Raw genomic sequence first — 21,774 nt, forward strand, 5'->3', positions numbered from 1 at the left:
TTGGCACAACACGCCGCGTGCCGCTCTACCCAGACGGCGTGTTCTGCCAGGGAGTCAGGGCCCGCGGTCAGTTCCCCTTCGTGCAGGTCTGCTGCGCGGCCGTCTGACCGGTGACGTTCGACGGGAGGCTGACCGCCGACGAGGTCGGGGCCGGCGTGCTGCCCGTCGCCGTGCTGCCGCCCGCCGTGCTGCCGCCGGCGGTGCTGCCGCTCGCGGCGCTCGACGTCGCACTCGGCGCGGGCGTCGCGGCCGTGCTGGGCGTGGCCGGCGTCGCGGACGGGCTCGGCGTCGCCGACACCGTTCCGTTGCCCGTCGTCCCGGTGAGCTGGACCGGGGTGTCGGAGGCGAGCGCCTGCTTGAGGGCGTCCACTCCGGTCGGCTCGGGGACGACCCGGTTGACGTTCTCCGGGTCCGTCATCGCCGGGTACTGGAGGAAGACGAAGTCGCTCAGCGGCACGCTCTTCAGCGCGAGCCCGATCGACACCAGGGTGGTCGGGGAGGACATCGTGTCCGAGAGCGTGAGGTTGGAGGTCGCGGCCTTCGCGAGCGTGAACAGCGTCAGCGGGTTGGCCAGCACGCCCGCGCTCGTCACCTTGCGCAGCAGCGACGACAGGAACAGCTGCTGGTTGCTGATCCGGCCGAGGTCGCTGCCGTCGCCGACGCCGTGCCGGCTGCGGACGAACGCGAGCGCCTGGGCGCCGACCAGGGTCTGCTGCCCGGCGGGGAGCTTGAGCCCGACGTACGGGTCGGTGAGCGGCGTCGCGAGGCAGACGGTGACGCCGCCGACGGCGTCGGACATCGCCGAGACGCCGTCGAAGCTCACCTCCGCCGCGTACGGGATGCTGAGGCCGGTGAGCGCCTCCGCCGTGAGCACGACGCAGGATAGGCCGCCGGTCGACAGCGTGGTGTTGAACTGGGCCTTGTCCTGGGGCGAGGTGGAGCCGCCTCCGGACGTCGGGCAGGACGGGATCGGCACCATCAGGTCGCGCGGGATGCTGATCACCGTCGCGTGCTGGTGGTCGGCCGAGAGATGCAGGACCATCGTGACGTCGTTGTTGCCGGCGCCCGAGCTCCCGGCGAGCTCCTGAGCGCTGGCGAACTGGCCGCCCTGGCCGGTCCGGGTGTCGGTGCCGGCCAGGAGGATGTTGACAGCTCCGGACTCCGCGCCGATGCTGGGCACCGTCACGGCCTTGCCTGCCGCGGACACCAGGTGGACGGAGGGCTTCAGGGAGCGGACGGTGTCCTGCACCGCGTACGCCGCGACGGCTCCGGCGGAGACCACGGCGACGGCGACGATGGCCGCGAGCAGGCGCGCGACCGGTCCGCGGGCGCGACGGACCGGGAGACGGCCGTGCCGTACCGGGGTCGGTCGCGGGACCGTGGAATGACGCATCCTTCGAAGCTAAGGCAGCAATCTGCGCGAATCCTTTCCCGGGGATGAGGAGTCTGCAAGAATCCACATCCACACTGCAACGCACGAGCGCCGCCCGGCGGAAGCCGGACGGCGCTCGGTGGCACTGGCCAGAGGCTGGTTGTGCGGAGGCTACTTAACGTCGTCGTCGACCCAGTCGAACGTCTTCGTGACGGCCTTCTTCCAGAGGCGGAGCTGGCGGTCGCGCTCGGCGGCGTCCATCTTCGGCTCCCAGCGGCGGTCCTCCTGCCAGTTCTTGCGCAGGTCGTCCAGGTTCTCCCAGAAGCCCACCGCCAGTCCGGCAGCGTAGGCGGCGCCGAGCGCGGTGGTCTCCGCGACGACCGGTCGGACGACCGGCACGCCGAGGATGTCGGCCTGGAACTGCATGAGGGTGTTGTTGGCGATCATGCCGCCGTCGACCTTCAGCTCGGTCAGGTCCACGCCGGAGTCGGCGTTGACCGCGTCCAGCACCTCGCGGGTCTGGAAGGCCGTGGCCTCCAGTGCGGCGCGGGCGATGTGGCCCTTGTTGACGTAGCGCGTGAGGCCCACGAGGGCGCCGCGCGCGTCCGACCGCCAGTACGGCGCGAACAGGCCCGAGAACGCCGGCACGAAGTAGGCGCCGCCGTTGTCCTCGACGGTCTTCGCCAGGTCCTCGATCTCGGGGGCGCTGGAGATGAGGCCGAGGTTGTCGCGCAGCCACTGCACCAGCGAACCGGTGACGGCGATCGAGCCCTCCAGGGCGTAGTGCGGCTTGTCGTCGCCCAGCTTGTAGCCGAGCGTCGTCAGGAGGCCGTTCTTGGAGTGGACGATCTCCTCACCCGTGTTGAAGATGAGGAAGTTGCCGGTGCCGTAGGTGTTCTTGGACTCGCCCGGATCGAACGCCGCCTGGCCGAACGTGGCCGCCTGCTGGTCGCCGAGGATGCCCGCGACGGGCACCTCGCGGAGCAGGCTGGAGGACTCGACCGTGCCGTAGACCTCGGACGAGGCCTTGATCTCCGGGAGCATCGAGCGCGGCACGCCGAACACCTCGAGGATGTCGTCGCGCCAGCTGAGGGTCTCCAGGTCCATGAACATGGTGCGGGAGGCGTTGGTCACGTCGGTGGCGTGCACGCCGCCGTCCGGGCCTCCGGTGAGGTTCCAGAGCACCCACGCGTCGGTGTTGCCGAACAGCAGGTCCCCGCGCTCGGCGCGCTCGCGGGCGCCCTCCACGTTCTCCAGGATCCAGGCGATCTTCGTGCCGGAGAAGTAGGTCGCCAGCGGGAGGCCGACGATCTGCTTGAACCGCTCGACGCCACCGTCCGCCGCGAGGCGGTCGACGATCGGCTGGGTGCGGGTGTCCTGCCAGACGATGGCGTTGTAGACGGGCTCACCGGTGTTCTTGTCCCACACCACCGCGGTCTCGCGCTGGTTCGTGATGCCCACCGCCGCGATGTCGTGCCGGGTGAGGTCCGCCTTGGAGAGGGCCTGCCCGATCACCTCGCGGGTGTTGTTCCAGATCTCCTTCGGGTCGTGCTCGACCCAGCCGGCGCGCGGGAAGATCTGCTCGTGCTCCAGCTGCCCGGTCGACACGATCGACCCGGACTTGTCGAAGATGATCGCCCGCGTGCTGGTCGTGCCCTGGTCGATAGCGACGACGTAGTCGGCCATACGTAACTCCTTTGTTTGGGGGTGGGACTGAAGAGGGCCGGTCGGGGTCTCCCCCGGCCGGCCCCCGGGTGTTACTTGGTGAGGATGGGGAGCAGCAGCAGCGCGAGCCAGCCGGCGAGCAGGCCGCCGATGATCGGGCCGACGATCGGGACCCACGAGTAGGACCAGTCGCTGGTGCCCTTGCCCCGGATGGGCAGGACGGCGTGCGCGATGCGCGGGCCGAGGTCACGCGCCGGGTTGATCGCGTACCCGGTCGGACCACCGAGGCTGGCGCCGATGCCGACCACGAGGAGGGCGACGGGCAGTGCGCCGAGGGCGGCGAGACCGGCTGCGGTGCCGGGCTGGTGACCGAAGGCGATCACGACGAACACCAGGACGAAGGTGCCGATGATCTCGGTGACCAGGTTCCACGCGTAGCTGCGGATCGCAGGTCCGGTCGAGAAGACGCCGAGCTTGTTGCCCGGGTCCGGCTCCTCGTCGAAGTGCTTCTTGTACGCCAGGAACGTCAGGCAGGCGCCGATGAACGCTCCGATCAGCTGGGCCACGATGTACAAGAGCACGGTGACGAAGTTGACCGGCACGAGCGTGTGCGCCGCGGCGTTACCGAACGCCTTGGCTCCGTTGGCGACCAGGCCCAGCGTGACCGCCGGGTTCAGGTGGGCTCCCGAGTTGTACGCGACGACGACGCCCGAGAAGACCGCGATGCCCCAGCCGAAGTTCACCATCAGGAACCCGCCGTTGAAGCCCTTGTTCTTGATCAGGGCGACGTTCGCGACGACACCGGTACCGAGAAGCACCAGCATTGCCGTTCCGCACAACTCTGACAGGAAATCAATACCGATATTGTCCACGTTGACCTTCCAGTTGTTCAGTTGACCCGCACCCTGTCGTGCGATGGTGTGGCTCTCGCCAGGGTGGGCCTTTGAACGCTATTGCGGTCGGGTCCGCCCGGGCAAGGACCGTTCTATGCACGTTCGTGCATTATCGGAGCGCCGCGGCCTCGCTTCCGTCCCCCGACGCCAGGTTCACCCGGTGGGCGGCCGCCAGTTCCGCTTGGAACGCATCTTCCTCCTCCGACCGACGGTTTGGCGACCATCCGAGGGCGTTTGCGACGATTTCCCCGATCTCGCGGACCAGCGGGATCGAGACCGATCCGGTGAACGCGAGGCTCGTCCGGCGCAGGAAGACGTCGGAGAGGTGCGCGACCCGCTCGGTGCGCACCAGGTGGTCGATCTCGGCGCGGGAGTACTCGGGAGCGGCGGCGAGCGGCGCGTCGTCGCCGTCCCAGCCGGCGATGGCGTCGATGACGAAGGCCGCCTTGGTGCCGTAGCGGTGCAGCAGCGCGGTGGCGCGGGCGGCGCCCACGTCGGCGCCGTAGCGGGCCACCCAGTCGCGCTCCGCCTCCGGCGTGGCCGGGAAGCCGGCTCCGCCGCCGATCGGCAGGCCGAGCGTCGCGACGGTGCGGGTCATCCCCAGGGCCGCCAGCGTCTCGTTGGCGAGGTGCTCGCTCAGGGCGCGGAAGGTCGTCCACTTGCCGCCGACGAGGCTGAGCACGGTGGTGTCTCCGAGGCCGGCGATCGTGCCGGGCACGATGCGGTAGTCGCGGGAGACGAAGCCGGGCGCCGTGTCGTCGTGGTGCGGCAGCGGGCGGACTCCGGAGAAGCTGTAGACGATCTGCTCGCGGGTCACCGGGATCGTTGGGAAAACGTGCGACACCAGTTCGATGAAGTAGTCGATCTCCTCCTCGGTGCACACCGCGGGGACCGCCATGTCGGCCTCGAGGTCGGTCGTGCCGACCATGACCTTGCCCTTCAGCGGGTAGATGAGTACGATGCGGCCGTCGTTGTTCTCGAAGAAGATCTCCCGGCCGGCGCACGCCTCCAGCAGCTCCGGGTTGTCGAGGACGATGTGCGAGCCCTTGGTTCCGCCCATGAACTGCGTGGCCCGGCCCAGGGCCGCGTTGGTGAGGTCGGTCCACGGACCGGAGGCGTTGACGACGATGTCGGCGGTGATCGTGAACTCGTCGCCGGTCTCCCGGTCGCGGACGAGCACGCCGCCGTCCTGCGCTCCGATCGCCTCCAGGTAGTTGGCGGCGCGGGCGTGCGGGCCGGCCGCGAGCCCGTCGGCGAGGACGTCGAGCGCCAGGCGCTCCGGGTCGTGCACCGAGGCGTCGAAGTAGGTCGCCGTGTACTTGAGCTCGGGGTTGAGCTTCGGGAGGGTCTCCAGCGACTTGCGGCGGCCGTGGAAGCTGTGCCGCGGCACGGTGCCGCCCTCGCGCGAGAACGTGTCGTAGATGGTCAGGCCGGTCTTGATGAGGAACGCGCCGCGCTCCTTCGGCTTGCCCTGCTTGTGGGTGAGGAAGCGCAGCGGCGCGGCGAGGATGCCGGAGAAGGTGGAGTAGATCGGGATGGTGGTCTGCAGCGGCTTGACATAGTGCGGCGCGATCTTCAGCAGGCCGTTGCGCTCGGTGACCGACTCCTTGACCAGGCGGAACTCGCCGTTCTCCAGGTAGCGGATGCCGCCGTGGATCATGTGGCTGGAGGCCGCGGACGCGCCGGACACGAAGTCGTTGCGCTCCACGAGCACCACGTCGACGCCCTGCAGGGCGAGGTCGCGGAAGGTGCCGAGCCCGTTGATGCCGCCGCCCACGATGACGACCTGCGCGTTCGGGCGTTCGCGCAGCTGCTGGATCTCGGGGCGGGGATTCGACTTCGTCGTCACGGTGACTCCTGGTGCTTCTACTGAACGGCGGTGGGTTTCGCTATAGTCTTCGATGCCGGCACAACTTCGATCAAGCCGGATGCACATACGTGCAACCACCCGAAAGCAGAAGGCGGTCCCCGAATGTCCGCACCCGAGACCCAGAACCTCCCGGAGAAGGTCCGCGACGCCCTCAAAGCGGGCCACCTCTACTACATGCAGGACCTGACGATGGAGGCCATCGCCCACGAGATGCACACCTCGCGGTCCAGCGTCTCCCGGCTCCTCTCCTATGCGCGCGCCTCCGGGCTGGTCACCATCCAGATCGCCCAGCCGCACGAGGGCGCCACCCGCGTCCAGCAGGAACTGCACGCCCGCTACGGCATCGGCGCGCACATCGTCCCGATGCCGAGCGCCATCAGCGACGTCGACCGGCTGGAGCGCGTCGCGATCTCCGCTGCACGGATTCTCGACCGCTTCATCGACTCCAACATGACGGTCGGCGTGGCATGGGGCTCGACGATGAGCGCCCTCAGCCGGCACCTCATCCCGAAGGACCTGCACAACGTGGAGTTCGTGCAGCTCAACGGGGCGGGCAACACATACACGACCGGCGTGCTCTACGCGTCCGAGATCCTGCGCCGGTTCGGCGACACCTACTCGGGCACGATCCAGGAGTTCCCCGTGCCGGCGCTGTTCGACGACCCGCAGACCAAGCAGGCGATGTGGCGCGAACGCAGCACGCGGCGCATCCTCGACATCCAGGAGCGCATGGACGTCGCCCTCTTCGGCCTCGGCTCGCCGTTCTCGGAGGTGCGCTCGCACGTCTACGCCGGCGGCTACCTCGACGCGGCGGACTACGCGTCGCTGGACACGTCCGGAGTGGTCGGCGACGTGGCGACGGTCTTCTTCCGCGAGGACGGCAGCCACCACGGGATCCCGCTGAACGAGCGCGCGAGCGGTCCGGACATCGACCTCATCAAGCGGGTGCCGCGGCGGGTGTGCATCGTGTCGGGTCCGTCGAAGGTGCACAGCCTCCGCGGGGCGCTGGCGGCGGGGCTGATCACCGACCTGATCGTGGACGAGGGGACGGCGCGTGCGCTGGCGGATATTGGGGAGGCGGGCGAGGCGGCGGGGGCGGTGGGGCCCGTGGAGGACGCGGCCTGACGTCGCCTGAAATTTAACCTTCTAACTGCAATCTAACGTTTGTAGTGTTGAAGTCGACGATCGGAATCTGGTCGCCAATTCAACGATGAAGGGAACCCCATGACCTTTGGGCTCAACGCAATCCGTGTCGGCATGGCTTCGGCGCTCGCCGGCGCGCTCGCCTTATCCGGCGCGCTCGCCGCCCAGGCCGACGACGCGACCGCGGAGACGGAGACAATCTCCGTCGCGATGGTCCCGTCCGGATTCGACTCGGCCGTCGCGGAAGCGAACGGTTACCGGATCGTCACGGACAGCGATGGTCAGCAGCGTTCGGTCGCCGTGAGTCCCGAAGCCGTCCGGTTCGAGAAGTCACTCGCGATGAGCCGTACCACCTGGGTCGAGGGTCCCTGCGGCAACTCCTGGATCAACGCCGTCAGCCGCGGCAACTCGAAATTCATCTCCACTGGTTTCGTCGTCCCGCGGCCGGTGATCGCCAAGAACTGGACCGTGCAGGTGTGGGGATGGTCGGGCATGCCCTCGTACTGGTGGGGCGGCGCGAGCGGGTCCTCCTGGAGCAGTAGCTGGTCATTCTCCATGCCCGGGGATGGCTTCGCGAACGTGCTCCCTGGCTCCAACGTCGTCATGAACAACGGGGCCGTCTGCGCATCCGGATCGCCGGGAGAGAATTTCCATTCGTGACCGACCGAGCACGACGAGCGGGTGTCATCGCGGCGGCCACACCCGCTTGCTCAAATCCGCCCGAACGAACGCAACGCCTCCGAGTAGCCGGCCACGTCGCGGCGGGTGACGCTCGAAACGACGAGCGTCGCCGCGGAGAGCTTCCGCCAGTACCCGCCGGCGAGAGGGAGCTCGATGACCGTCCGCAGACCGCGCTGCCAGGCGACGCGGACATCCTCGACGACCGCCCTCTCGGCATTGTAGAAATCGGGGGCTCCTCGCCACGAACGCACGCCCTCGCCGGCATCGAGACCGAGCTCATCCGCGAACGCTCCGACGTCGGGCGCAGCCCAGAGTTCGGGGTGCTCCGCCACAGCGAGCGGGTCGAGCTCATGCACACGCCGCGAGTGCTCGAGGCTGTCCTTCCAGAGCTTCTCCCAGGTCCCGACCAGTCGGTGGTCATCCGAGGAAACCGGTTCCCCGGGAAGCGTCGCCGGCGGCAACGACGGCTCGGCGTTTCCCACCGCCATGTGGCGCAACCACAAGAGGTCGATCAGGTTCGCACCGTCGGACACGCGAATCGTCATGTCGTTCGACCATTCATGGGCATCTTCAAACCGCATGACTGCTCCTTACTCGCCTACGAAATCTTCCATCAGCACTCATACATCTGAGACGCCAGCGTCCCCTGAGCCTACCAACTCGCCGCAGGCAAGACGCTGCTCCTCGATGTCCGCATATGTCCGGGAATAGTCCGCGCGTTCCGGCGTTGATCTACACTCGACAACAGAAGAACGTGCTCCGGGGTCGGTGAGAGTCCGAACCGGCGGTGACAGTCCGCGAGCGGGAGGCGAGAGCCCCCTGCCGAGCCGGTGGAATTCCGGCACCGACGGTAATGCGTGCAGGCGAGAGCCTGGGCGCTCAGTCCGGATGGGAGGCGCACGTCGGCGGTCGACAACCGCCGCGAACGCGAGCTTTCGGCTCCAGCGACCCCGGCATCACGTCTCACATGACGAGAGAGATCTCGCAGCGAGAGACAGGACGACGCCCGGATGACCCGGACTGGAGAATGGGAAGCGGCGATGCGCACCGCGCTTCGGCTCGCCGAAGGCGGTCCGGCCACCGGCGTGAACCCGCGCGTCGGCTGCGTGATCCTCGACGCCGAGGGCCGCACGATCGCGGAGGGCTTCCACCGCGGCGCGGGCACCGCGCACGCCGAGGTGGACGCGCTGAGCAGCCTCCCCGAGGGCGGCGCACGTGGCGCGACCGCCGTCGTCACCTTGGAGCCCTGCAACCACTGGGGACTCACCGGGCCGTGCTCGGAGGCGCTGATCGCCGCCGGCGTCGCCCGCGTGGTCTACGCGGTCGCGGACCCGGGCCGGCACTCCAGCGGAGGGGCCGAACGGCTCCGGGAGGCCGGCGTCGAGGTGATCGGCGGAGTCCTCGCGGATGAGGCGGAGCGCTTCCTCGGCGACTGGCTGACGGCCGCGCGGCTGGGCCGCCCGCACATCACGGTCAAGTGGGCCAGCACCCTCGACGGCCGCACGGCCGCGGCCGACGGCACCAGCCGGTGGATCACCGGAGCTGCGGCCCGGCAGCGCGTGCACGAGCAGCGCGAGGCCTCCGACGCGATCGTCGTCGGCACCGGCACCGTGCTGGCCGACGACCCGAGCCTGACCGCGCGCGGCGACGCGGGCGAGCTGTTGCCGAAGCAGCCGACGCCGGTCGTCGTGGGCACGCGCGCCGTCCCGAAGGACGCCGCGGTGTTCCGGCACCCGCACCCCGTGATCTTCGAGGGCACCCACGACCTCCACGAGGTCGTCGCGGACCTCCACCAGCGCGGCTTCCGCCGGGTCTACGTGGAGGGCGGCCCGACCCTGGCGAGCGCGTTCGTCGCCGCGGGGCTCGTGGACGAGTTCGCCATCTACCTCGCGCCCGCGCTGCTCGGCGGCCCGAAGCTCGCGCTCGGCGACATCGGCGCGGACACCATCGGCGACCAGCGCAAGCTGCGCATCCTCGACGTCGAACGGCTCGGCGTCGACCTCTACCTGCGGGCCGTGCCCGTCCCGACCAGCCACCAGGAGGCCTGAGCGTGTTCACCGGAATCATCGAAGAGCTGGGCGAGGTCACCGCCGTCGAGCGCGACGCCGACGCCATGCGGATCACCGTGCGCGGCCCGCTCGCGGTCAGCGACGCGGGCCACGGCGACTCCATCTCGGTCAGCGGCGTCTGCCTCACCGTGATCGACCAGGACGCCGAGACCTTCACCGCCGACGTGATGGCCGAGACGCTCGCGATGAGCACGCTCGACGACGTCGCGCCGGGCCGGCGGGTGAACCTGGAGCGTGCCGCGCAGGTCGGCGACCGCCTCGGCGGCCACATCGTCCAGGGCCACATCGACGGCACCGCCACCGTCCTCTCCATCGAGGACGGCAGCGCGTGGCGCGTCGTCCGGCTCAGCCTGGACCCGGAGCACGCGCCGCTGGTCGCCCGCAAGGGCTCCATCGCCATCGACGGTGTCTCGCTCACCGTGAGCGACGTGGGCGGCGGCCGCCAGGATGGCTGGTTCGAGGTCTCGCTCATCCCGGAGACCCTCACCGCCACCACGCTCGGCGACCGGGTCCCCGGCGACCGCGTGAACATCGAGACCGACATCCTCGCCCGGCACGTCGAGCGCATGCTCGCGCTCGAGCCCGACTTCGCCGCCCGATTCGAACCCGCAGTGCCCGCTGCAGAACGGAGTGCGTCATGACACTCGCCACCATCCCCGAGGCCCTCACCGAGCTGCGCGCCGGCCGGCCGGTCATCGTGGTCGACAACGAGAGCCGCGAGAACGAGGGCGACGTCGTCATCGCCGCCGAGCTGGCCAGCCAGGAGTGGATCGCCTGGACGGTCAAGAACTCCTCCGGCTTCATCTGCGCGCCGATGACGAACGAGATCGCCGACCGCCTCGAGCTGCCGGTGATGGTCGCGAACAACGAGGACGCGCGCGGCACCAACTACACGGTGAGCGTCGACGCCGCCAACCGGCTGTCCACCGGCATCAGCGCCGCAGACCGCGCGCACACCCTGCGCGTGCTCGCGAACACCGAGTCAACCCCCGCCAGCCTGCACCGGCCCGGCCACATCATGCCCCTGCGCGCGGTCGACGGCGGCGTGCGCGAGCGCGACGGCCACACCGAGGCCGCGGTCGACCTCCTGAAGCTGGCCGGCCTCAACCCGGTCGCCGCGATCTCGGAGATCGTCGCGGACGACGGCGAGATGATGCGCCTCCCCGGCCTGCTGGAGCTCGGCGAGCGCGAGGGCGTCCTGGTCATCACGATCGAGGCGCTGATCGCGTACCTGCAGGAGTTCCACTGCGACCAGCAGCTCGCCTCCCCGACCCCGATCCCGGAGTCGTCGCGCGTGATCTTCGAGGTGGAGACGACCGTCCCCACCACGAACGGCTCGTTCCGGATGCGCGCCTACCGCGACCGGATGACCGGCGCCGACCACGTCGCCATCGTCTCCGGCACGCCCGCCGCCGAGGGCACGCTCGTCCGGGTGCACTCGGAGTGCCTGACCGGCGAGGCGTTCGGCTCGCTCAAGTGCGAGTGCGGCCCGCAGCTCGACGCGGCGCTGGCGACCATCCAGCGCGAGGGCGGCGTCGTCGTCTACCTGCGCGGGCACGAGGGCCGCGGCATCGGGCTCATCAACAAGCTGCGCGCGTACAAGCTCCAGGAGGACGGCCTCGACACGCTTGACGCCAACCTCGCGCTGGGCCTGCCGATCGACGCCCGCGACTACGGCGCGGCGACCGCGATCCTGAACGACCTCGGCGTCGAGTCGGTGCGCCTGCTGACCAACAACCCCGAGAAGGTGCGCCAGCTGGAGGAGCACGGCATCACCGTCGCGGAGCGCGTGCCGCTCGTCGTCGGCGTCGGCGTGTTCAACGAGGGCTACCTGGAGACCAAGCGCGACCGGATGGGTCACGTGATCGACGAGATCGAATCAGACGACGACGCCGCCATCGCGGCGGAGAGGACAGCACGATGAGCGGAGCCGGAGCGCCGAACGCGAACGAGGCCATCGACGGGAGCGGCCTGCGGGTCGTCATCGTCGCGGGCACCTGGCACGAGCAGATCACCGACGGGCTCATCGCGGGCGCGACGAGGACGCTGGAGGCGTCGGGCGCGGACTACTCGCTCGTGCGCGTCCCCGGCAGCTTCGAGCTCCCGGTCGTGAGCAAGGCCGCGCTGGAGTCCGGAGCGGACGCGGTGGTCGCCCTCGGCGTCATCATCCGCGGTGGCACCCCGCACTTCGAGTACGTCTCGGCGGCGGCGACCGACGGCCTCACCCGCGTGGCGCTGGACACCGGCAAGCCCGTCGGGTTCGGCGTGCTCACGCTGGACGACGAGGCGCAGGGCATCGACCGCGCCGGCCTGCCCGGTTCCAAGGAGGACAAGGGCGAGGAGGCCGCGCACGCGGCGCTCGCGACCGCGATCGCGCTGCGGGAGCTGCGCGGCTAGGCCCGGTACATCGAGGCGGCCTGGCGCTCGAAGGCTACGGCTTCCACACCATCAGGACGACGACGGCGACCAGAAGCAGGCTGGCGACGCCGGAGCCGGCGGCGATGGCGGGGTACTTCGAGGGCGTCGCGGTCGCGGACCCGCCCTCCGCGGCGCCCGCGGCCGTGAGCGCCTCGGCGGCGCGGCGCATGGTCGGCACGACGAGGAACAGGGTCAGCCCGAGCGCGACGACGTAGAGGATGATCGACCAGAGGATCCACGGCGTCACGATGCTCAGGCCGTACTTCTTGTCCGCGAGCCCCATCACGCCGAAGCCGAAGAAGACCACGAGCAGCGACAGCAGCGAGATCAGGTTCGTCGACTTCGCGAGCACCTCCACCTGACCGGCGTTGCCCGCGCGCACGGCGCGCATAGCGGTCATCGGCAGGATGGCCATCGGCCCGACGATGAAGACGGCGGACACGACGTGCAGGACGGCGAAGAGGGTTTCCATGCCTCCAGCCTATCGAGCGGTGCGCGTGCCCCGATTCGGCCGGGCCACGCGGGCGGCATAGGGTGAAAAGGGCGCCACAAGCGCCCGTCCCTCCTCTCACCGCCCGCGCGACGCCCGACCGACGCCCACGCTCTGCGGCTGTTCGTCACGTCACCGGAAGTTCTTCACGCATGTCCACGACGGCCTCCGTCACCCCTCCCGCCACCGCCAACACGCGCGGACGCGTCATCCTCGCCAGCCTCATCGGCACCTCGATCGAGTTCTACGACTTCTACGTCTACGCCACCGCCGCCGTGCTGGTCTTCCCCGCACTGTTCTTCACCAGCGAGGACCCCACCACCGCCCTGCTCGCCTCCTTCGCCGTCTTCGGCGTCGCGTTCATCGCGCGCCCGGTCGGCTCCATCCTGTTCGGCCACTTCGGCGACCGCATCGGCCGCAAGGGCACCCTCGTCGGCTCGCTGCTGACGATGGGCATCGCGACGGTGCTGATCGGCTGCCTCCCCACCGCGCAGGTGCCGGGCTGGGAGTTCTGGGCGCCGTTCCTGCTGGTGGTGATGCGGTTCTGCCAGGGCCTCGGGCTCGGCGGCGAATGGAGCGGCGCCGCGCTGCTCGCCACCGAGAACGCGCCGGCCGGCAAGCGCGCGATCTACGGGACGTTCCCGCAGCTCGGCGCGCCGATCGGCTTCATCGTCGCCAACCTGCTCTTCCTGGTGCTCAGCCTCAGCATCGACGCGGAGCAGTTCGCCGCGTGGGGCTGGCGCATCCCGTTCCTGCTGAGCGCGGTGCTCGTCATCGTCGGCCTCTACGTGCGGCTGAAGCTGGTCGAGACCCCGGCCTTCCAGAAGGTGGTCGACACCGGCGAGGTGGCGAAGCTCCCCGTCGCGCGCGTGTTCCGGACCAGCTGGCGGCAGATCGTTCTCGGCACCTTCATCATGCTGGCGACCTACGTGCTCTTCTACCTGATGACCGCGTTCACGCTCACCTACGGGACGACCGCCGCGACCCCGGAGGCGGCGCAGGCCGCCGCGGCGAAGGCCGGCAAGACGTTCTCCGCCGCCGGCTTCGTGCCCGGCCTCGGCTACCCGCGCAACGACTTCCTGATCATGCTGATCGTCGGTGTGGTGTTCTTCGGCGTCTTCACCCTCGTCGCCGGTCCGCTCGCGGAGCGGTTCGGCCGCAGGAAGACCCTGATCTGGGTGACCATCGGGATCATCCTGTTCGGCCTGCTGTTCGTCCCGCTGTTCGCGGGCGGCACGGTCGGCACGATGGCGCTGCTGATCGTGGGCTTCACGCTCATGGGCCTCACTTTCGGCCCGATGGGCGCGGAGCTCCCCGAGCTGTTCCCGACGAACGTCCGGTACACGGGCTCCGCCGTCGCCTACAACCTGTCCAGCGTTCTCGGCGCGGCGGTCGCGCCTACGATCGCGGTGTGGCTGTGGACGATCGGCGGCGGCAGCACGGTCTGGGTGGGCGTCTACCTCTCGGCCGCCGGCGTGCTGACGCTCGTCGCGCTCCTGCTTTCGAAGGAGACTCGCGACATCGAGTTCACCGACAACGTGAGCTGACGCGGCCGGGTGCGCGACGGCCGCTAGCCGGCGTGCACCCGCGCCAGGTACTGCTGCGTCGCCGCTTCGCGCGGACGGTCGAAGACCTCGTCCGGCGGACCCTGTTCGAGCAGGACGCCGTCGCTCAGGAAGATGATGTGGTCCGCGACCGTCCGGGCGAAGTGCATCTCGTGCGTCGTCATCAGGATCGTGGAGCCCGCCGCCTTCAGCTCGGCCACCAGGTCCAGCACCTCGCCGACCAGCAGCGGGTCGAGGGCGCTGGTGATCTCGTCCAGGAGCAGCAGCTCCGGGTTGGTGACGATCGCGCGGATGATGGCGACGCGCTGCTGCTGGCCGCCGGAGAGGCGATCCGGGAACTCCTTCACCTTGGCGCCGAGGCCGATGCGCTCCAGCCAGTGCATCGCGGTCGCCTCCGCCTCGGCGCGCGGGATCCCGTGCACCTTGCGGCTCGCCAGCGTCACGTTGTCGAGCACGCTCAGGTGCGGGAACAGGTTGAACTGCTGGAAGACGACGCCGATCCGCGCGCGGGTGCGGTCCACGTCGACGCGCGGGTCGCTGATGTCCTCCCCCTTGAGGAAGATGCGGCCGTCGTCGATGCGCTCCAGGAGGTTGATCGTCTTGAGGAGGGTCGACTTGCCGGAGCCGCTGGCCCCGATCGCGACGACCACCTGGTGCTGGTCGATCTCCAGGTCGATCCCGCGCAGCACCGGGGTGTCGCCGAAGCTCTTGTACAGGCCCTCGACCCGCAGCACCGCTTCCGCGGCCTGCTCGGCTGCAGGTCCGGTCATACGACGCCTCCGATCTGCTCGCGCTGCTGCGCCCGCGCCGACAGCCAGTCCGTGAGCCGGATCAGCGGCCAGCTGATCGCCACGAACAGGAGCCCCGCGACGACGTAGGGAGTGAAGTTGTAGGCGTCGGCCGACGCGATCTGCGCCGCCCGGACCGCGTCCACGGCGCCGAGCACGGAGACCAGGCCGACGTCCTTCTGCATCGACACGAAGTCGTTGACGAGCGCCGGCGTGACCTTGCGGACGCCCTGCGGGAGGACGACCAGCCGCAGCATCTGGGCGTGCGACAGTCCGAGCGAGCGCGCCGCGAGGCGCTGGGAGGGGTGCACGGCCTCCATCCCGGCGCGCAGCACCTCCGCCACGTACGCGGAGTAGGTGAGGATGAGGGCGGTGGTGCCCCAGAACTCCGGTGGCATCCGCGGGAAGACCCCGAGCGCCGGGATGCCGAAGCCGACGAGGTACAGCACGATGATCAGCGGCATCCCGCGGAACAGGTCGGTGTAGACCGTCACGATGACGCGCAGCGGGAAGAACACCGGCCCGCGGAGGCTCCGCACGATCGCGATCAGCGTCGCGACGATGGCGACGCCGATCGCGGCGAAGAACAGGATCTGGATGTTCAGCCAGAGGCCGAGCAGGATCGAGCCGAGGTACTCCCAGCCGGTCTTCACGTCGAAGAACGACTGCTGCACGAGCGCCCAGCCCGGCGTGTTCACCACGGTCAGCCAGACCAGCACGGCGAGCACGACCGTGCTCGCGAGGCTGATCAGGACCGACCGGCCGGACTGCTTCGCGCGGAAGGCCCGCCGGTCCAGCTCGATCGCGCTGACCGGCGAACCGTCGGGCCGCGTGGCCGGCGCCGCCGTCCGTGCGCTCACTTGAAGACCGGGACGTTCACCGTGGTCGACAGCCACTTCTTGGTCAGCGCGTCGAGCTCACCGCTGGAGCGGAGCGCGTCGACCGCCGCGCTGACCTGCTTGGTGATCGGGGAGCCCTTGGGCAGGACGATGCCGAACTGGTCCCCGCCCGAGGTGTCGGAGAACTGCCCGCTGACGACCCCGCCGTCCACCTGCGAGTCGGCGAGGTAGAAGGCGGTCGGCAGGTCGGTCGCCACGGCGTCGACCTGACCGCTCTTGAGCGCGAGCACGGCGTCGTCGTTGGAGTTGAACACCTGGATGCCGTCGCCGCCGACCTCCTTCTTGAGCAGGGTGAGGGTCGTGGTGGCGGTGGCGACGCCGATCTTGATCTTCTTGAGCCCGGCCACCGTCGTCACGGACGCGGCGGGCGAGGACTTCGTCGTCACCAGCGCCTGGCTCGTCGTGTAGTACGGGGAGGAGAAGTCGACGGCCTTCTTGCGGTCGGCCGAGATGCTGAACTGCTGGATGTTGAGGTCGAACGTCTTGGGCCCGGGGGCGATCGCGCTGTCGAAGGTGGTCCGGGTCCAGACGACGTCCTTCTTGGCGAAGCCGAGCTTCTCGGCGACGGCGTAGGCGACCGCGGACTCGAAGCCCTGGCCGTTCTGCGGCTTGTCGTCGATCACCCAGGGCGAGTACGCCGGCTGGCCGGTCGCGATCGTGAGCTTGCCCGCGGTCTGCGTCTGCAGGCCGTTGCTGGACGAGCCGGCGTTCGATGCGGGCGAGCTGCAGGCCGCCAGGGCGGTGATGGCGACGACGGCGCCGGCCACAGCGATGGCACGGGAGAAGCGGGAGGCAACGGACACGGGAATCACCTTTCAGTCGGTCTCGGGCGACCAAATCATTCGATAGTAGAAGACAACCGGACAGCGCTTCCGGGACGTTACGGATTGTGTTCTTCGCCCAGCCGGAAGTCGTCGAAGCTGAAGCCCGGAGACACGACGCAGCTGACCAGCGTCTCCCCGTCGGAGGGCAGCGTGCGCTGCCAGACCCCTGCGGGCACCAGCGCCTGCGCGCGCTCCCCCGCCTCCTCCCGCGGTCCGAGGGCGATGACCTCCCCGGCGAGGGGAGCGGGGCCGGAGCCGCCGAGCTGGAGCAGCAGCGGGTCGGGTCCGTGCCACAGCCAGAGCTCGTCGGAGGCGACGACGTGCCAGGCGGAGGCTTCGCCGGGCGGCAGCAGGAAGTAGATCAGGGTGGCGGCCGGCCGCTCGCCCCGGTCGGTGGCCACGGCGGCGCCTGCGGTCCAGGTCCGGCGATACCAGCCGCCCTCCGGGTGCGGCTCCAGCCCGAGGGCGACGGCGCGCGCCGGGGGCACCACCCATTCGATGATCTCGCCGTCGACCGTGCGCCGCGCGACCGGCGCGCTCACGACGCCGCCTCCGCCACCGCGCGCCGGCCGGTCCACGACGGCGCCGACCACCGGGTCGTCCCGCCGATCACGGTGGCGGCCACCCGGCCGGCGCCCGCCTCCACCAGTTCGGCGAGGGCGTCGTCCACCCGGCCCACCGCGACGTCGAAGAAGGCGAGGTCGGCGAGCGCGCCGACGGCGAGGTGCCCGATCCGTTCCGGGCCGACGTCCAGGCCCAGCGCGTGCGCGCCGCCGAGGGTCGCGGCGGAGAGCAGTCGCTCGTGCAGGTCGGCGCGCGCGTAGCCCTGCTCGCGCGCGATCCGGTACAGCGCGGCCACGTCGCTCATCAGGTCGAGGGACGGGCTGGACGAGAGCGAGTCAGTGCCGACGGCGATCGCGCTGCCCTCCCGCAGGTAGGCCGCGACGGGAGGCGGGGCGAGCCCGATGACCTCGTTCGAGCGCGGGCACAGCGCGACGGACGTCCCGCGCGCACGCAGCAGGGCGCGGTCCTTCGCCGTCATGTAGACGCCGTGGGCGACGTGGCAGTCCGGTCCGAGCACGCCCAGCCGGTCGACGAACTCCGTCGCGCCGGTGCCGAAGCCGAGGGAGCGCAGGGCGCGGAAGCTCTGCACGCCGACGAAGTGCCAGGCCCGGTGGGTCTCGCCGCCCTCGGCGTCGGGGCTCTCCTCCTCGAACGCGGACTCGCCCAGGTGGATGTGCAGCCGCTGGCCGCGCTGCCGGACGATATCGGGCATGTCGAGCAGGGGGACGGTGTCGAGCGAGTACGGCGCGTGCGGCGACAGCCCGGCGCCCGGCGTGGCGGGGATCCGCTCCAGGTCGGCGATGACCTGCTCGCGGCCGCGCGCGTTCCACTCGGCGGTCTCCCAGTTCATCACCTCCCAGAAGGCGATCCCGCGCAGCCCGGCGACGTGCAGGACGTCGGAGGCCTCCCGGTCGGTGACGATGTCCGCGACGGCCGTGACGCCGCTGCGGATGAGCTCGTCCGCCCCGCGGAGCGCGTCGGCCCGCCAGTCGTGCGGCTCCTCGTAGACGACCGTGAAGGCATCCGCCCAGTCGTCGAAGCCGGTGTACCGCCGCGAGCCCACCTCGGCCATGCCGGTGTACTGCAGGTGCGAGTGCGCATTCACGAGGCCCGGCAGCAGTGCGCCGTCCCAGTAGTGCTCGAGGTACGGGACGTCCTGCTGCTCCAGCGAATCGATCACCCAGCGGCGCTCCCCGACGTGCAGGATGCGGCCGTCGGCGACCGCGACGGCCCCGCGCAGGATGGGCGGCGCCGTCATCGGCACCACCAGGGCGGCCGAGTAGACCGTGACGTCGCCCCTCATGCCGTGCCTCCGAACCGCGGCCAGAGTTCCGCGGCAGGCGGGGCGGGCTGGCGCGCGTCGATGCGCACGCCGGCTGCGGCGAGCGCCGCCGCGGCCACGGCGTCGTCCGCCTGCGCGGGCAGCGGGTGGACGCCGGGGGCGAGGGCGCCCGCCGTGGCGACGAGGTGCTCGATGGCGGAGAGCTGCACGGCGAAGGACAGGTCCATGATCTCGATCGGGTTGCCCTCCCCCGCGGTGACGTTGATGCAGCCGCCGTCGTCGAGGAGCTCGACGCCGTGGCCGTCGGGGAAGACGAGACGCTCGCGTTTCCGGCCGAGGCTCTCGCGAACGGCGCCTGCCGCGAGCGCGTCGTCGACGGCGACCTCCTGCGGCACCCCGCCGGCGACGGCGACCACGGCGGACGGCGCGCAGGCGCGCAGGACGGGGAGGCCGATGGTGTCCCGCACGCCGGTGGCCGACACGACCAGGTCCGCCGAGCCGACCGCGTCGAGGAGCGGTGCGACGCGGAATCCGTCGAAGGCCGCGGCGAGCGCCCGCACCGGGTCCGGCTCGGCGATGACCACGCTCGCGCCGAACGCCCTGGCGTGCCGGGCGAGGCCCTCGCCGACATGCCCGTAGCCGGCGACGGCGACCGTGCGGCCGTCCAGGTCGAGTCCGGTGAGGCCGAGGATGGTGAACAGGCAGGACTGGCCGGTGCCGTAGCGGTTGTCGAAGAGGGTCTTGCTGCGCGCGTCGTTCACGGCCACGACCGGGATGCGCAGCCGCCCCTCCGCTGCCATGGCGCGGAGCGGGCGCAGACCGCTCGTCGTCTCTTCCGCCGCGCCGATCATCGTCTCCAGCACGTCCGGCGCCGCCTCGTGGGCGAGCCGGATGACGTGGGAGCCGTCGTCCACCAGGATCTCGGGGCGCCGGGCGAGGAACGCCGTCGCGAGGGCGAGATGCTCGTCCGGCCCGGCGTCCGCGCGGGCGAACACGCGCAGGCCGGCCTCGGCCAGTGCGGCGGCGACCGCGTCGTCCGTCTCGTCCGGATGCGAGAACACGGACACGTCGGCGCCCGCCGCCTGCAGCAGCAGGGCGAGCACCGCGGTCTTGGGTTCCAGGACCATGCTCACCCCGATCCGGAGGCCGCGCACGGCGTCCTCCGTCGCGAGGCGGCCGGCGACGCGCTCCGCCGCGGGCATGAACCGGCGCGCCCACGCGATCCGGTCGGCCGCCGGGCTCTCGTCGGGGGCGTGACGGGTCGCGTCCAGCCGCACGAGCACGGCGTCCGGCACGGAGGTCGCCCACACGCCCGCCCGCAACGGCCGGCCGAGGGACACGCTGCCGTCGACGGCCGAGCCGTCCGGCGTCGCGTCCGCGATCACCAGCGGGCGGTCCCGGCCGGAGGCGCGCTCCGCGAGCTCGCGTCCGCTGAGCGGCGCCGCTCCGGCGTCGAAGCAGAACAGGTAGTCGGGTGTCTCGCCGCCGGTCGTCCGGCGGGCGCCGATCGCCTCCAGCAGCGCGGCCAGGGCCGCGGCGTCCTGCCCGCTCCCGCGGACGTCGAACCGCCGCCCGGAGATCGAGAGGTTCGTGGTCTCGGCGAATCCGAGCGTCACCGCCGCCGCCCACTGCCGGTGGCTCCGGCTCGCCACCTCGAACACCCGCTCAGCATAGCGGTCGCCGGAGCAGCGTTCGGACTGATGTTGACTGAAAATTCAGTCAGTGCTACGGTGGCGCCCGGACACCGTCCCTTCTCAAAGGAGAGAACATGACTCGAATCGGCCGGCCCGATGCCCCCGCCGAAGCCGCGACGCAGCCCGGCGACCAGTTCGGACGCGTGGAGCTCGCGGGCATCGACTACGTCCCGCTCGCCGAGCGGCACTCCACCCCCGGCAACCTGTTCCGGGTCTTCGTCGGAGGCAACCTCGCGCTCTCGGTGGTGATCTTCGGCTGGCTGCCGATCACCTTCGGCCTCGACTTCTGGCAGGCCATCAGCTCGAGCGTGGTCGGCCTCGTCATCGGCATGGTCCTGATGGTGCCGATGACGCTGCTCGGCAGCCGGACGGGCACGAACAACCCGGTCTCCAGCGGCGCCCACTTCGGGATGCGGGGGCGGCTGCTCGGCTCGACGCTCACCCTCCTCTTCGCGATCGCCTACGCCGCCATCGCGGTCTGGACCTCCGGGGAGGCGCTGGTCGCCGGCTCGCACCGGCTCTTCGGGACGCCCGAGAACGACACCGCGTTCCTCATCGGGTACGCGGTGATCGCCGTCGAGGTCGTGCTCATCGCGCTCTTCGGCCACGGCACCATCGTCGCCCTGCAGAAGTTCATCATCCCGGCCGCCGGCGTGCTCCTGATCCTCGGCATCATCGCGTTCGCGCCGCAGTTCCATCCGGCGCACGCGTCGGGAGGCTACCTGCTCGGCGGGTTCTGGCCGACCTGGCTCTTCGCCGTGACGATCTCCATCGGCGGACCGCTCTCCTACGCGCCATCGGTCGGCGACTACGCCCGGCGGATCAACCCGTAGCGGTTCACGGACCGCCAGGTCGCCGTCGCCACCTGCGCGGGCATCTTCGTCGGCCTGTTCGCCACCGCCTTCTTCGGCGCCTTCACCGCGAGCGCGTTCGGGCACCTGTCGCCGTCGTACGTCGCCGACCTGGTCACGACCTCCCCGGCCTGGTATGTGATCCCGCTGCTCCTGCTCGCCATCATGGGCGGCTGCGGCCAGGGCGTGATCAACATCTACGCGAGCGGGCTCGACCTGGAGTCGATCATCCCCCGGCTGAGCCGCACCCAGACCACGCTGATCACCTCCGGGATCGCGATCGTCATCATGTACCTGGGCGTCGTCGCCACCAACGCGATCGCCTCGATCACCGCGATGACCGTCGTTCTCAACGCCGTCGCGGGACCGTGGGTGGTCATCAACGGGATCGGGTTCCTCGTGGCGCGCCGGGGGCGCTACGACGCCCAGGCGCTGCAGCGCTACGGGCTCGGCGTGCGGGGAGGCCGCTACTGGTTCTTCCACGGCTGGAACCTCCGCGCGGTCGTCCCGCTGATCGCCGGCTCCATCGCGGGCTTCCTGACCGTGCAGAACGACCTCTACCCGGCGCCGCTGGCGAACATCGCCGGCGGACTGGACGTCAGCCTCCCGCTGTCGATCCTCGTGGGCGGGGGACTGTATTTGCTCGCGCTCCGGGTCTGGCCCGAGACTGGGATCGACGACGGAGTTCCCGGGCTCCCCGACTGAG

The 21,774-nt window shown here is 70.6% G+C and carries 19 protein-coding genes, 1 pseudogene and 1 riboswitch; of the genes and pseudogenes, 8 read left to right on the forward strand and 12 right to left on the reverse strand.

The window, feature by feature from the left end:
* Positions 1 to 67: 67 nt before the first annotated feature.
* The 4 genes from HNR13_RS17055 to HNR13_RS17070 form a co-directional block, all read right to left on the reverse strand.
* Positions 68 to 1,393 carry an LCP family protein gene (locus HNR13_RS17055; RefSeq protein WP_179607721.1) on the reverse strand — a complete coding sequence of 442 codons (1,326 nt, stop codon included), beginning with the start codon at positions 1,391 to 1,393 and terminating at the stop codon, positions 68 to 70.
* 150 nt (positions 1,394 to 1,543) lie between these two features.
* Positions 1,544 to 3,058, reverse strand: coding sequence for a glycerol kinase GlpK (gene glpK, locus HNR13_RS17060; RefSeq protein WP_179607723.1), 1,515 nt, complete (start codon positions 3,056 to 3,058; stop codon positions 1,544 to 1,546).
* Between the two features lie 71 nt (positions 3,059 to 3,129).
* The gene (locus HNR13_RS17065) at positions 3,130 to 3,909 is read right to left on the reverse strand and encodes an aquaporin (protein ID WP_179607724.1); all 780 of its coding nucleotides are present in this window, start codon (positions 3,907 to 3,909) and stop codon (positions 3,130 to 3,132) included.
* Positions 3,910 to 4,039: 130 nt separating this feature from the next.
* Positions 4,040 to 5,779 carry an FAD-dependent oxidoreductase gene (locus HNR13_RS17070; protein ID WP_179607726.1) on the reverse strand — a complete coding sequence of 580 codons (1,740 nt, stop codon included), beginning with the start codon at positions 5,777 to 5,779 and terminating at the stop codon, positions 4,040 to 4,042.
* 123 nt (positions 5,780 to 5,902) lie between these two features.
* Here HNR13_RS17070 and HNR13_RS17075 point away from each other — a divergent pair, with 123 nt between their 5' ends.
* Together HNR13_RS17075 and HNR13_RS17080 are read left to right on the forward strand one after the other, a co-directional pair.
* Positions 5,903 to 6,925, forward strand: a complete 1,023-nt coding sequence (locus tag HNR13_RS17075; RefSeq protein ID WP_179607727.1) for a sugar-binding transcriptional regulator — start codon at positions 5,903 to 5,905, stop codon at positions 6,923 to 6,925.
* A 99-nt stretch (positions 6,926 to 7,024) separates the two neighbouring features.
* Positions 7,025 to 7,603 carry a hypothetical protein gene (locus tag HNR13_RS17080; protein WP_179607729.1) on the forward strand — a complete coding sequence of 193 codons (579 nt, stop codon included), beginning with the start codon at positions 7,025 to 7,027 and terminating at the stop codon, positions 7,601 to 7,603.
* Between the two features lie 50 nt (positions 7,604 to 7,653).
* On the opposite strand, the gene HNR13_RS17085 is transcribed toward HNR13_RS17080, so the two are convergent.
* A complete protein-coding gene (locus HNR13_RS17085) occupies positions 7,654 to 8,205 on the reverse strand; it encodes a hypothetical protein (protein WP_179607731.1) in 552 nt (183 codons plus the stop codon).
* Positions 8,206 to 8,375: 170 nt separating this feature from the next.
* Positions 8,376 to 8,528, forward strand: a riboswitch (FMN riboswitch).
* A gap of 136 nt (positions 8,529 to 8,664) precedes the next feature.
* On the opposite strand from HNR13_RS17085, the gene ribD reads away from it, so the two are divergent.
* The 4 genes from ribD to ribH are packed head-to-tail and all read left to right on the forward strand — an operon-like array spanning position 8,665 to position 12,090.
* Positions 8,665 to 9,672 (forward strand): bifunctional diaminohydroxyphosphoribosylaminopyrimidine deaminase/5-amino-6-(5-phosphoribosylamino)uracil reductase RibD, encoded by a 1,008-nt coding sequence (ribD, locus tag HNR13_RS17090; RefSeq protein ID WP_179607732.1) that lies wholly within the window; start codon positions 8,665 to 8,667, stop codon positions 9,670 to 9,672.
* A 2-nt stretch (positions 9,673 to 9,674) separates the two neighbouring features.
* Entirely contained in the window at positions 9,675 to 10,334 is a 660-nt protein-coding gene (locus HNR13_RS17095; RefSeq protein ID WP_179607734.1) for a riboflavin synthase, read from the forward strand.
* The gene (ribA, locus tag HNR13_RS17100; RefSeq protein ID WP_179607736.1) at positions 10,331 to 11,617 is read left to right on the forward strand and encodes a GTP cyclohydrolase II; all 1,287 of its coding nucleotides are present in this window, start codon (positions 10,331 to 10,333) and stop codon (positions 11,615 to 11,617) included. Before HNR13_RS17095 ends, ribA begins: the two co-directional genes overlap by 4 nt.
* The gene (ribH, locus tag HNR13_RS17105; RefSeq protein WP_179607737.1) at positions 11,614 to 12,090 is read left to right on the forward strand and encodes a 6,7-dimethyl-8-ribityllumazine synthase; all 477 of its coding nucleotides are present in this window, start codon (positions 11,614 to 11,616) and stop codon (positions 12,088 to 12,090) included. Before ribA ends, ribH begins: the two co-directional genes overlap by 4 nt.
* A gap of 34 nt (positions 12,091 to 12,124) precedes the next feature.
* Here ribH and HNR13_RS17110 read toward each other — a convergent pair whose 3' ends face one another.
* On the reverse strand, positions 12,125 to 12,583 hold the full coding sequence (locus tag HNR13_RS17110) for a DUF2269 family protein (RefSeq protein WP_179607739.1): 459 nt from the start codon (positions 12,581 to 12,583) through the stop codon (positions 12,125 to 12,127).
* Positions 12,584 to 12,753: 170 nt separating this feature from the next.
* Between HNR13_RS17110 and HNR13_RS17115 the strand changes: the two genes are divergently transcribed.
* Positions 12,754 to 14,148 carry an MFS transporter gene (locus HNR13_RS17115; RefSeq protein WP_179607741.1) on the forward strand — a complete coding sequence of 465 codons (1,395 nt, stop codon included), beginning with the start codon at positions 12,754 to 12,756 and terminating at the stop codon, positions 14,146 to 14,148.
* 23 nt (positions 14,149 to 14,171) lie between these two features.
* On the opposite strand, the gene HNR13_RS17120 is transcribed toward HNR13_RS17115, so the two are convergent.
* The 6 genes from HNR13_RS17120 to HNR13_RS17145 all read right to left on the reverse strand — a co-directional run bounded on the left by HNR13_RS17120 (position 14,172) and on the right by HNR13_RS17145 (position 20,184).
* Positions 14,172 to 14,936 (reverse strand): amino acid ABC transporter ATP-binding protein, encoded by a 765-nt coding sequence (locus HNR13_RS17120; RefSeq protein ID WP_179607743.1) that lies wholly within the window; start codon positions 14,934 to 14,936, stop codon positions 14,172 to 14,174.
* Entirely contained in the window at positions 14,933 to 15,814 is an 882-nt protein-coding gene (locus HNR13_RS17125) for an ABC transporter permease subunit (protein WP_179607744.1), read from the reverse strand. Before HNR13_RS17125 ends, HNR13_RS17120 begins: the two co-directional genes overlap by 4 nt.
* Positions 15,811 to 16,656, reverse strand: coding sequence for a transporter substrate-binding domain-containing protein (locus tag HNR13_RS17130; RefSeq protein ID WP_179607746.1), 846 nt, complete (start codon positions 16,654 to 16,656; stop codon positions 15,811 to 15,813). The genes HNR13_RS17125 and HNR13_RS17130 overlap by 4 nt, the downstream gene beginning before the upstream one ends.
* 77 nt (positions 16,657 to 16,733) lie before the next feature.
* A complete protein-coding gene (locus HNR13_RS17135; RefSeq protein ID WP_343063597.1) occupies positions 16,734 to 17,219 on the reverse strand; it encodes a cupin domain-containing protein in 486 nt (161 codons plus the stop codon).
* Positions 17,216 to 18,544: an amidohydrolase family protein gene (locus HNR13_RS17140; protein ID WP_179607749.1), complete on the reverse strand. Its 1,329-nt coding sequence runs from the start codon at positions 18,542 to 18,544 to the stop codon at positions 17,216 to 17,218. Before HNR13_RS17140 ends, HNR13_RS17135 begins: the two co-directional genes overlap by 4 nt.
* Positions 18,541 to 20,184, reverse strand: coding sequence for an adenosylhomocysteinase (locus HNR13_RS17145; protein ID WP_179607750.1), 1,644 nt, complete (start codon positions 20,182 to 20,184; stop codon positions 18,541 to 18,543). The genes HNR13_RS17140 and HNR13_RS17145 overlap by 4 nt, the downstream gene beginning before the upstream one ends.
* A gap of 107 nt (positions 20,185 to 20,291) precedes the next feature.
* Between HNR13_RS17145 and HNR13_RS21685 the strand changes: the two are divergent.
* Positions 20,292 to 21,773, forward strand: a pseudogene (locus HNR13_RS21685) (purine-cytosine permease family protein).
* The last annotated feature ends 1 nt before the right edge of the window (position 21,774 follow it).

It is taken from the genome of Leifsonia shinshuensis (assembly GCF_013410375.1).
Lineage (GTDB): Bacteria > Actinomycetota > Actinomycetes > Actinomycetales > Microbacteriaceae > Leifsonia > Leifsonia shinshuensis.